General features: G+C 49.3%; 9 protein-coding genes. 4 read left to right on the top strand and 5 right to left on the bottom strand.

Annotation, left to right across the window (positions count from 1 at the left end; translation table 11 throughout):
* Nucleotides 1–71: 71 nt before the first annotated feature.
* The 3 genes from hpf to FC99_RS09970 all read right to left on the bottom strand — a co-directional run bounded on the left by hpf (nt 72) and on the right by FC99_RS09970 (nt 2,757).
* Nucleotides 72–626, bottom strand: a complete 555-nt coding sequence (gene hpf / locus FC99_RS09960) for a ribosome hibernation-promoting factor, HPF/YfiA family (RefSeq protein ID WP_048732410.1) — start codon at nt 624–626, stop codon at nt 72–74.
* Between the two features lie 140 nt (nt 627–766).
* On the bottom strand, nt 767–1,444 hold the full coding sequence (locus FC99_RS09965) for a ComF family protein (RefSeq protein ID WP_048732414.1): 678 nt from the start codon (nt 1,442–1,444) through the stop codon (nt 767–769).
* Entirely contained in the window at nt 1,441–2,757 is a 1,317-nt protein-coding gene (locus FC99_RS09970) for an ATP-dependent helicase ComFA (protein WP_048732415.1), read from the bottom strand. The genes FC99_RS09965 and FC99_RS09970 overlap by 4 nt, the downstream gene beginning before the upstream one ends.
* Before the next feature lie 67 nt (nt 2,758–2,824).
* Between FC99_RS09970 and FC99_RS09975 the strand changes: the two genes are divergently transcribed.
* Nucleotides 2,825–3,484 (top strand): YigZ family protein, encoded by a 660-nt coding sequence (locus FC99_RS09975; protein ID WP_048732416.1) that lies wholly within the window; start codon nt 2,825–2,827, stop codon nt 3,482–3,484.
* Between the two features lie 688 nt (nt 3,485–4,172).
* Here FC99_RS09975 and FC99_RS09985 read toward each other — a convergent pair.
* The gene (locus tag FC99_RS09985) at nt 4,173–5,267 is read right to left on the bottom strand and encodes a glycosyltransferase family 4 protein (protein WP_048732418.1); all 1,095 of its coding nucleotides are present in this window, start codon (nt 5,265–5,267) and stop codon (nt 4,173–4,175) included.
* Between the two features lie 409 nt (nt 5,268–5,676).
* Between FC99_RS09985 and FC99_RS09990 the strand changes: the two genes are divergently transcribed.
* Together FC99_RS09990 and lrgB are read left to right on the top strand one after the other, a co-directional pair.
* On the top strand, nt 5,677–6,117 hold the full coding sequence (locus FC99_RS09990) for a CidA/LrgA family protein (protein ID WP_048732419.1): 441 nt from the start codon (nt 5,677–5,679) through the stop codon (nt 6,115–6,117).
* A gap of 45 nt (nt 6,118–6,162) precedes the next feature.
* Nucleotides 6,163–6,972 carry an antiholin-like protein LrgB gene (gene lrgB / locus FC99_RS09995; protein ID WP_048732420.1) on the top strand — a complete coding sequence of 270 codons (810 nt, stop codon included), beginning with the start codon at nt 6,163–6,165 and terminating at the stop codon, nt 6,970–6,972.
* A 757-nt stretch (nt 6,973–7,729) separates the two neighbouring features.
* Here the strand turns inward: lrgB and FC99_RS10000 are convergent.
* Complete coding sequence (locus FC99_RS10000) at nt 7,730–9,568, bottom strand: APC family permease (RefSeq protein ID WP_048732421.1); 1,839 nt, start codon at nt 9,566–9,568, stop codon at nt 7,730–7,732.
* Between the two features lie 476 nt (nt 9,569–10,044).
* On the opposite strand from FC99_RS10000, the gene FC99_RS10005 reads away from it, so the two are divergent.
* On the top strand, nt 10,045–10,887 hold the full coding sequence (locus tag FC99_RS10005; protein ID WP_048732422.1) for a CatB-related O-acetyltransferase: 843 nt from the start codon (nt 10,045–10,047) through the stop codon (nt 10,885–10,887).
* The last annotated feature ends 65 nt before the right edge of the window (nt 10,888–10,952 follow it).

The following is a 10,952-nucleotide window of genomic DNA, read 5'->3' on the forward strand; positions in this document are numbered from 1 at the left end:
CAAACTAAGTTTAAAAAGGGCCAAACTAAAAAGCACTACGGCATCGCAGTGCTTTATTAGCTTAATTAACATTAGTCTTCGTTAGCTTCAATCAAGCCATACCGACCGTCATTCCGGCGGTAGACGATGCTGATACCATTGGTTTCGGCATCTTCGTAGATAAAGAAGTCATGGCCTAACATGTCCATTTGCAGGACGGCCTCTTCGTTATCCATTGGCTTCAATGAAACCCGCTTAGTCCGGACAACCTCTAATTCGTTACCATCATTCGACTCTGGTTCCGCGGATTCAGGTGCGAAGTCGAGGTTCTTGTAACCCTTCTCCCGTGACTTACGGTTGACCTTAGTCTTGTACTTGCGAATTTGACGTTCCAGCTTGTCCGTAACTAAGTCAACACTTGCATATAAGTCTGGAGAGGTTTCCTCTGCCCGTAATGTCAAGTATGGGAGTGGGATTGTTACTTCAACCTTCGACGTCTTGTTTTGGTAGACCTTCAGGTTGATATGCGCAATTGCCTCAACTTTGTTGTCGAAATATTTCTCCAACTTGCTGATACGCTTTTCAACGTAATCCCGTATTGCGTCAGTAACTTCGATGTTTTCACCACGAATATTAAATGTGAGCATAAAACTTCTCTCCCTTCAACCAAGAAATTGCTTGGCTTGCTTAGCATTAGAAGGACCACTCTTCTAATATGCTTTGCTTACTAATATTATAATAGAAAGCCCTGTCATAAACAATTAATCTACGTGATTTTAAGCAGTCTTTAACGCGCTAAAGTCAAGCTAGTAACCGCTTTCGCACCTCCCAAATAAATTTGTGCGGCTGCATGACGCAGGGTGCGGCCGGTTGTATAGACGTCGTCGAGCAGCAAAATACGCCGATCTTTCAAGACGGTCGCCGCATTGGGAGCCAAGGAAAATGGCTGTTGCGTGAGCAGACGTTGTTGGCGGGTCTTGGCCGACTGGGGCTGATCTTTATGATCGGCCGTCACCAACAGCGCCTGCTGAAATGGTTGGTTCAGCAGCCACCCCGTCACTTGATTGAATCCCCGCGTTTGCCACGTCTCCTGATTGACCGGGATCGGTACCAACACATCGTAATCCTGCTGGGCCAAGGCTTGTTTCAGCGGTTCCATCATGACCTGCCGCAACGCATAGTCACCCTGAAATTTATACTGCTGCATGTACGCCTTCATCGCCTCATTATAGGTATATACCGCGTGATTTCGTAAAGGGACATCCCCCCACCGCTCACAGTCGTGACACACGGCTAGACTGGTTTGTTGGCGCCCACACTGGGGACAATGCATTGTCGTGATCCGCTCAAATTGCTGCTCACAGCGCGGACACACGACCGGCACCGGTAGCGGCTGCCATCGCCAAAATTGCGCCAACGTCATCTGCGGGTGTAATTCTTGGTGGCACAGTAAACAGTGGGTCATTGCTGTCGCCCTCCCAACCGTTTTCCCTGCCGATTCAACTGGGCGATCATTCTTTGGGCCAGCCGCACCCGGCGACTCTGACTATGACAGTAGACCGTCACCGCACCCGTCGGGAAGTCTCGATGCCGGCCCGCTCGTCCCGCAATCTGGACCAGTGCGGCCGTCGAAAAGACCGGATCATCCCCGCCTAAAACGATGACCGCAATATTCGGGAAGGTCACCCCACGTTCCAGAATCGTTGTGGTGATCAGAAAAGGAATCGTCCGGTCGCGCATCGCCTGAACCTTCGCCGCCCGGTCATTATCCGTAGCGTGAACGGTTAGCCCACCCACTATGCCTGCTTGCTGGAGTGCTTGTGCCACTGGTTTTAGATCGATCACGTGGGGCACGAACAATAGGAATCGTTGGCCACGTTGCTGATAGTTCTGAAGTTGCCTAATTAGTTTTGGGTCGAGTCGCCCCTTAGCCAGTCGTTCTCGCCACCGCCAAATCAGGCAAACACTGATCTGCGGTAAGAGAACCCCATGGTACCGTAACGGCAAGTATGTCACCGCCACTTTCTTTTGCCGTACCTGCCGCTGCAACTGTTCACCGGGCGTCGCCGTCAGGTAGAGATGACTGCCAGTTGGCTTCTGTGCTGTTGCAATCGCCGTTTTTAACAGTGGACTGGTCGCCAGCGGAAAGGCATCGACCTCATCCACAATGATCCAGTCAAACGCCGCGTGAAAGCGTAGCAACTGATGGGTCGTGCAGAGGGTCAGCTGACAATACTGGTAGGGCGCCTTCTGTTTGCCATGCAATAACGTTTGTGGCACGTGGCCAAAAGCCTGTTGCAACCGCGGCGCCAACTCCAGGCAAACATCCACGCGGGGTGATACCCACGCCACCCGCCAATTCTGCGCCAACGCCCAGGCAAGTGCCGGATAAACAATCTCCGTTTTCCCAGCCCCCGTGACCGCCCAGAGCAACTGATTCCGTCTCTGCCGGGCTAAGTCTAAGATTGCTGTCGCCGCCGCTCCCTGCGTTGGGCTTAGTTTTCCAGGCCACGTCAAGATTGGCCCCTTCATTCGCACAAACCGATTCGGCTCGGGAATAGTGTATAATTTATTTTGGGACGTCAACCGACCAAGTTGCAGACACTGTCGACAATACCACGCTCGATTTGGAAGCTGGTCCGTCGGCAAGAGCCACTGATGACACCGTTGACACTGCCTTCTCTGCCCAATCGTCACAATGGCTGGTCGAGAATTGCTGTTGGCTGGACCACTGGCTAATGGAAGCTGGCGGCCAAATAGATTCTGTTCATCACTCATTTCACGTCCCCCTATATCACTTAACTCCGTAAAAACTAACGAAAATTTTGTGGGAAAGGTGTTTTTTATGGAAACAGATTACCTTACGATTCAGCAAGCCGGTAACCACGAGCTTGAGATCAAAAAATCTCGGTTTATTGCCGACCTTGGTCGCGTCACGACCGAAGACGAGGCCAAAGCCTTCATCGCCGCCATCACCGCTCGAGAACCCAAGGCCAATCACCACTGCTGGGCCTACGTCTTGGGCGAGCACGACGAGATTCAACGCGAAAGCGACAACGGCGAACCCTCTGGCACAGCTGGTGTTCCGATTCTGACCGTGCTCCAACGCAATCAACTGCACAACACGATTGCCGTGGTCACCCGGTACTTCGGTGGCATCAAGCTAGGAGCTGGTGGGCTGATTCGCGCTTACAGTAACGCAACTTCGACCGGGATCGAAGCGGTCGGCGTCGTCAAACGCGTGCGCCAACGCGCTCTTGAACTAACCGTTGACTACGCCAACTACGACAAGCTCACCCACTACCTCACGGAAAATGACATCAGCGTCCTGGACACCGCCTACACCACGGCCGTTGTGGTGACAATCGCCGTGGACTTGGATGCTGTAGACGATACGCAACAAGCCATTGTCGATTTGCTCAGCAATCAATTAACTGTCAAATCTGGCGATGTGGATTATCACGAGGTGCCAGTCGAAATTCACGCCAGCACGCGTGACGAATAACCATTTCATTTTTTAACTAAAGGTTGAAAGTTCCAAAATACCAGTCATGCCTGCTCTAACAACAACCTCGGTCCCAAAACTAGGCAACCTAGTGGGTCCTTCGCCTTACCGGCCGGCAGATATGGGCTGGAGCGGTGCGAACACAACTTGAAGCCTCGAAAGAGCCGAGTCTACAAGGTTGGTTTTCTGCTAAGCCGGCAAGAAACGCCGACCAAGCAGAACGACGCGCCTGAGCCCATATCTGCCGACCTCTCGGCTTAAACAGTGTGCGTAGACAACGGAGATAGTGACTGAAATCGTCGTTATCGATTGGACCAAAAGCGCTAGTCTCCATGTCTTCCAATCGTTGTCATGATAGAACACAATCAGAGCCGAAGGAGGACAGGGATGCAGCCAGCCGCGGAGGTGGCGCTTCATCATCAGCCAGCTTACAGCACGGGCGATTTTGGAGACACATGGTCTTCGTGGCTTCAAAGCGAGCGAGAAGACTGGTGGTTTCCCAGTCTGAAGCGCCCCCACAGCAAGCGGAATCTCTGGCAGCCGCAGTGCGGTAATTTCACACTATTTAATGGTGCGAATCCTTACCGATACTGGGGCGAGACAGGTATTTCATCTTTCAACCTTTAGTTTTTTTACTTGTGCAAAAAAGGTTCCACGACAACTCGCCGTGGAACCTTTCTATTATCCATTAATCTGAATTTTTCGACGTTAATTTTTTAACGATATGATTGATCCAATGCAACAATGGCTGTCGGTCCGATCCGACCAGTCCAATCGCTTCAACGAAAAGCTCCAACCCAATCAGGATGGCAATCGTCAGCAGGACCGATCCCCAAATCGTGGACAACGGATACAGCAGTGAAATGAATGAGAAGATCAACGCAATCCCGTAGATGACCAAGACCGTTTGCCGGTGCGTCAATCCCAACTGCATCAAACGGTGGTGCAAGTGATGCTTGTCGGCATGCGAAATCGGCTGCTTATTTAGAATCCGCCGAATCATCGCGTAGACGGTATCCGTAATTGGTACCCCTAAGATAATGACGGGGATGATCACGGAAATAAACGTAACGTTCTTCAACCCGTACAGCGAGAAGCAGGCAATCATAAACCCGATGAATTGGGCTCCCGTGTCCCCCAGATAAATTCGCGCTGGAAAGAAATTATACGGTAAGAACCCAACCATGGCGGCAACCAACGCGAAGATCATAATGGCGACCCAAGTGTTGGCTACGTTTAAGAAGAACAGCCCGGTAATTCCGGTCGTGGTCAACGCGATAATCGAGACCCCCGTCGCCAGGCCATCCAGCCCGTCGATCAGGTTGATGGCGTTGACGATGGCCACGATCCATAGCAACGTGATGGGCAATGACAGCCAACCGAAGTGCCAGACGCCGAAAAATGGTAGCGTCAGGTAACGCATTCGGACCTCCGCCACGAAGTAAACTTCTAGGGCCGCTAGTAATTGTCCTAAAACTTTTTGCCTGGGACTTAATTCAAAAATATCGTCGATCATCCCTTCGGCAACAATGATACATTCACCACCGAACAGTCCCCACAACTGTTGCGTCGGCATTTGATCTCTTAAAAGGAACATAGTTGAAAATGTAAAGGCAATGAAGATGGCTAGGCCACCAATCGTCGGCATGGGGACCTTATTGACCCGCCGCTGATTAGGTTTATCCACCGCACCAATTTGAAACGCAAAGCGGCGCACAAACGGGGTTAGGACTGCGGAGATAATCATGGTAGCAAACAAGCTAACAATAATCTCAAATTTCATTAAAGAGTCCTCTTTCTTTTCTATCAGTTCTTTTGCTAATTATACAAATCTCCTAATTCAAACACAACCGCGATTTAATTTTAGGCTTAAATCTTAATGGTTAGTTTATTGACCTTTTCAAGTTCACAAAGTCAACCTGGTTAATATTGTGAATTAAATTCTATCTCCAATCGTTTAAGCAAGCGCTTTCACCATCAACTAAAACTAGTTTAGGTGCACAATCATACATGCAAATGCCCAAATACAGGAGATTTAACTTGTGCAAATCAACTAAAAGCCATATAATTATATTGTCCTATTGAGAAGGGTTTCACATTTATTTTTGCACCTGCTATCTATCCCATTTCCTTGTGAAATTTTTCTAGTTGATGGTCACATAACGCTTGTTTTTTGAAAGGAGATTTTTCTATTGGCTGCTAATGATAAGGTTACTAAAGCAGAAACAGCTAAGGAAGAACCAGCGTCACCAATCCTAATTCAAATGGGAATTTTCGCTGCAATTCTGTTTGTTTCAAGTTTGATTTCGCCGCTATTTCCGGCTAGTTTCCCAGTACCAACGCCCGTTATTGGTCTGGTTCTACTGTATGTCTTGCTGGCAACGCACATTGTCAAGCTCCGGAACGTCGAAAAGTTCGGTGACTTCATGATCAGCTTGATTGCCTTCTTGTTCGTTCCATCTGGAATTCAGTTGGCGGCAAGCTTGGATATTTTAAAGGCTCAGGGGGTTCAAATCGTTATTGTTGTGCTGATTGCAACGATTGTCTTACTGGTTGTCGTGGCCTACACAACTGCCGGCTTCATCTGGATCCGAAAGAACGTCTTCCATCGAGACGTCAACGTCGACGACTAGATTCGCGCAACTGCGCGCTACTTTCACAGAAAAGGATGAAAACTTATGATTATTCTAACTGAAACCGCCCCTCATATGGCAGTTTGGGGCAAGTGGCTGGGTGATGCTTTAGGCACCAACGCCGCTGGAGCCTCTGCCGGCAATGCGATATTTGGTATCTTTCTCTCACTACTAGTTTACTTGATTGGTCAATGGCTATTCAAGATTGGGAAGGGATTCTTCTTATTCCAACCCCTCTTCGTCGGGATGGTCTTGGGGATCTTTATCCTCTTCCTGCTGGCCAAGGCCTTCGGGACGGATACCGCGACCTTCTACAAATCGGCTTACCTGCCCGGAGGAAATATTATCTTCTGGTTCTTAAACCCCGCCACGATTGCGTTTGCAATTCCACTGTACCGTCGGAACGACGTGGTTAAGAAGTTCTGGCTGGAAATCGTGCTGTCGTTGATCGTTGGGTTGTTCGTTTCCCTCTTCGTCATCTACTTTGCCGCTAAACTGATTGGTTTGGACAAAGTCGGGATTGCTTCCATGCTGCCACAGGCTGCCACGACTGCGATTGCCATGCCAATTGCGACAGCTATCGGTGGGAACTCCGCCGTAACTGCCATGGCCTGCATCCTGAACGCCGTCATTATCTACGCATTGGGTGACTGGCTGGTCAAGTTCTTCCGGATCAACAACGATCCCGTTGGTGCTGGACTTGGTTTAGGGACTGCCGGTCACACGGTTGGCTCTGCTAAGGCCGTTCAACTCGGATCCATTCAAGGGTCCATGGCTTCCATCGCCGTCGTCGTTATCTCCATTGTCGTCGACATTGTGGTTCCTTCATTCGCAAAATTAATGGGACTCATGTAAGTTAACTACTGGCCTTCAGTTTTGCGGCTCGGCCAGCCGCAGACATAGCATCAGGTCACTTACAGGCTTTACCACATAACTCGATTATTCTATGGACCGCATTCGATTTGGATGCGGTCCTTTTTAGTTTGACCGGATTTGCTAAATTGGTCCGCACTCCGGCTCAGATTGTATACTACAGTGACTGCCGTTGGAACCATCTAAGAACACTAAGATTATTCCGCCAATCCGTGGCACTCCCGTTGGTATGTTCTGATTCATTATGTGTGCCAAAGATAATAAAGTACTGTATTTCTCACAATCATTAGAAGCTTGCGGTCAAGTCTACTTAGCGAGCTTACCCGTACCCGTATTTATAACAGCATCCCTTCACGTTACCCAATCGAACAAGCTGATTTAGCCCAAGTAATGACTAGCAACACGCCTCCAAATAGAATTGTCACGTCACTCAGTTGAAGATCAAGTGCTCTTTTGCATTCAACGTCTGTAACGTCCAAGCTCAATCAAGAGCCGGAGGCAGCCAGGGATGTAGCCAGCCGTTGAGGTGGTGTTTCTCCTCAGCCAGGTTACACCTGCCCTTCCCCGGCTTCAAAGCGAGCGAGAAGCCTGATTATCAGGCTAAAGTGTCCCCACAGCAGGCGAAATCCCTGGCCACCACAGTACGGCAATTTTACATCAATTTGTCCTTAGTCTCTTAGATTTCAGATTTTAGATATCAAAAAAGCCGCCTCGTCAATCGACAAGGTGGCTTAAGTAACTACTCTTTCAAGTGGTAATTATAAGTTGAAACGATGATGTTTTCCCGTGAGTTCAGGATGGCCCGTAAGCGTAACGCCGTCTGGTTATGCAGAACATTCTGCCAAGGATGACGTGGCACGAACTGTGGCACCAAGACCGTCGTCGTAAAGTTCCGTTCCGCTGCGCGCTTGGCAATGACATCACAGAACCGTAACGTTGGCGTCGCAATTGAGCGATAGGAGGAGTGAATGTCCACGAACCGAATGTCCGGGAACTCCTCTTTGAACTCCTGCGCCGTCTTGTGTTCCTTCTCCGGATTTTCATCGAAGGACACGTGCATCGCAATCACGTAATCCCCAATAGACCGCGCGTAGTTGATGGCACCAGAGGTCACTCGTGTGATGTTGCTGACCAAAACGATAACGGTCGCCCCATCATACTCATGAATATCCGCCCGTTCCTTTTCCGCTACCCGCAGTTGTTTAGCTACGTTATGGTAGTGACCATTGATCCGGTAAAACAGCAACAGAATTAATGGCATGATGATCAGGTAAGGCCAAACGTTACCAAAACGCAGCAACAGTAAGACGGTGACCAATCCCAGTGAAATCAAGGCCCCTAATAAGTTGATCAGGGACTTACCGACCCACCAGCCCTCACGTGTTCTGAACCAGTGAATGATCATCCCCGACTGTGACAGAACGAATGGCACGAAAACCCCAATCGCATAGAGTGGAATCAGCAGAGTCGTTTGACCATGGAAGATAATGATCAGGACGATCGCCCCAACGGCTAACGAGATGATCCCGTTGGAATATCCCAACCGGTCCCCCCGGTCAAGGTACGCGTGTGGCAAAAATTTATCCTTGGCTAAGTTGTACGCCAAGATTGGAAAGGCTGAGAACCCAGTGTTCGCCGCCACGGCTAAAATCATCGCCGTTGACAGTTGGAAAATGTAATACAGCACACCGTGACCAAAGACCGCCGTCCCAATTTGAGACAACACGGTCTGGCTGCTCTGTGGCCGAATTCCCATGTAGTAACTCAAGAACGTAATCCCAGCGAAGAAGACGGCCAGAATACCCGCCATAATGGCCAGCGTTGCCGCCGCATTATGCCGTTTAGGTTCCTTAAAGTTTGGCACCGCGTTACTAATGGCTTCGACCCCAGTCAATGAAGATGACCCAGATGAGAACGCCCGCAGGAACAGCAGCAGCGTCATCCCCTTTACGGGATCGCCTAATGGGGTTGCCGCAGCGTGATACGTAATCTGACCGCTCATGATATTATAGAGGCCGACACCGATCATCACAATGATCATCCCGATAAACAGGTAAACCGGCACCGTTAGAAATGACGCCGATTCCCTCATTCCCCGTAAGTTCAAGAGCATAATGCCAATAACGATTAATACGGACACCAAAACCGAGTACGGATACAACGCCGGGATTGCCGACGTAATCGCTTCGGTCCCAGACGTTGTTGATACCGCCACGGTCAGCATGTAATCAACCAGTAGAGAGCCCCCAGCGACTAATCCAGCCGATTGGCCCCAGTTGGTGCTGGCCACCACGTAGGCGCCACCACCGGAAGGATAGGCGTGAATGATCTGCTGGTAAGAAAGCGTGATCGCAAATAACAGAACTAAGACCAACGCAGCAACCCACAATTGGTACATTAAAGCCGCTGCGGATAAGGTGATTAAAACTGTGGTAATTTGCTCAGTACCATAAGCCACGGAGGATAGCGCATCGGATGACAGCAAAGCTAATGCCTTAAACTTTGTTATCGCTTGACCGCCCTCGTCCATGGTCTTGAGGGGCTTCCCAATTAAAACCCGCTTTAAATAATGCCACATGACTAGTTACTCCTTATCTCCATAAATAATGAAGACGGGTCGAGGCCCGCCGTGAAAGTTGCTTGATTTAATTCAAGTTTAAGTGCAGACGTAATTCTACTACAACTAGTTAAACATTACCACAATTACAGCAGTTAGCAACCGCGAAATAGTCAACGCCGAACTTCCCCATTATCCGACAAAGCTTGGGCTAAATAAAGCCTTGATTTTCAAATAGTTCTGTTGCTCCCCTAGTCGATCAGCATTGGTGGCGTTTTCCTTGCTACACAGTCCCCCACTTGTATTGCTGATTAACTTAGCCAATCAGTAGAAGCTTTCCAGTCAACCTTATTTGTTTCTAACTAGACCTGGTCATCAGCTACCCACTACTTCAGCCGATAGTTCTTCATCGAAAATATTAAATTATAGTATCTAACACCAAGTAGGTGATTTATACTGTTGATATATAGTATCATATAAAAAAGGGGAGTGAAGTTATGTCGACCACAATCAATGGGGTTACTTTCTTCCAAGATAACTTGGTGGCAACCCGCTCACATAAGAACCAATTATTACCCTACACAAGAGAGCTCGACCAGCTCCTAACGCAGCGACACATCTACACGCAACCACGTAGAGTCGCCAAGTCACGAATTCCAATTGGCCAAATGGTTTGCGTTCCAGTTACGCTTCAAGCCGAAGCCTACAGTATCTTTCTGGCCGGTCAACAATTTTTTAGCATGGGCGCATTCAGCTCCGCCAACAGTGCTCTACCAATAAATACTATCATTGGCCGCTATTCCTCGATTGCAAGTAACGTCAATCGAATGCAAGGTAGTCACCCGACCACGCGGTTCACCACATCAATGCTAACGTACAGCCGTTCAGTAGATGCCTTCAATGATTACTTGGCAGATACAGCCAATACCTTCGAGCGTGTGCCTAATCCCGTTCCCAATGGCGGGCAAATCATCATTGGGAATGATGTCTGGGTTGGCCAGGACGTGCGCTTCGCCCCCACGGGTATCACGGTGGGCGATGGCGCCGTAATTGCCGGTGGCGCCGTTGTCACCAAGGACGTTCCTCCTTATGCGATAATGGGTGGCGTTCCCGCGCGGATTCTCAAATTCCGCTTTCCCAGTCACATCATTGAACAATTAATGGATCTGAAATGGTGGCAGTACGGCTTCGGTGATTTCCACGACGTGTTGCCCGACGATGATATCGAAACCTTCATCGATAAGGTCGGTAATCTCGTGGCAACTGGCAGTCTTCAGCCCTTCACACCACCGGTAACGGCATTTGGCGATTTTACCGCAACCAGTGATCTGACTACTTAACTTACTGACCCAATCGAGTAGGAGGTAGCCGATTATTTCGGCTACCGACCTCTCACACCACCGTA

The organism is Levilactobacillus koreensis JCM 16448, assembly GCF_001435525.1.
GTDB classification, from domain to species: domain Bacteria; phylum Bacillota; class Bacilli; order Lactobacillales; family Lactobacillaceae; genus Levilactobacillus; species Levilactobacillus koreensis.

What these genes read in the sequence shown, in the direction of transcription:
- hpf (WP_048732410.1), bottom strand. Translation starts at nt 626, where the DNA reads ATGCTCACATTTAATATTCGTGGTGAAAACATCGAAGTTACTGACGCA.
- FC99_RS09965 (WP_048732414.1), bottom strand. Translation starts at nt 1,444, where the DNA reads ATGACCCACTGTTTACTGTGCCACCAAGAATTACACCCGCAGATGACG.
- FC99_RS09970 (WP_048732415.1), bottom strand. Translation starts at nt 2,757, where the DNA reads ATGAGTGATGAACAGAATCTATTTGGCCGCCAGCTTCCATTAGCCAGT.
- FC99_RS09975 (WP_048732416.1), top strand. Translation starts at nt 2,825, where the DNA reads ATGGAAACAGATTACCTTACGATTCAGCAAGCCGGTAACCACGAGCTT.
- FC99_RS09985 (WP_048732418.1), bottom strand. Translation starts at nt 5,267, where the DNA reads ATGAAATTTGAGATTATTGTTAGCTTGTTTGCTACCATGATTATCTCC.
- lrgB (WP_048732420.1), top strand. Translation starts at nt 6,163, where the DNA reads ATGATTATTCTAACTGAAACCGCCCCTCATATGGCAGTTTGGGGCAAG.
- FC99_RS10000 (WP_048732421.1), bottom strand. Translation starts at nt 9,568, where the DNA reads ATGTGGCATTATTTAAAGCGGGTTTTAATTGGGAAGCCCCTCAAGACC.
- FC99_RS10005 (WP_048732422.1), top strand. Translation starts at nt 10,045, where the DNA reads ATGTCGACCACAATCAATGGGGTTACTTTCTTCCAAGATAACTTGGTG.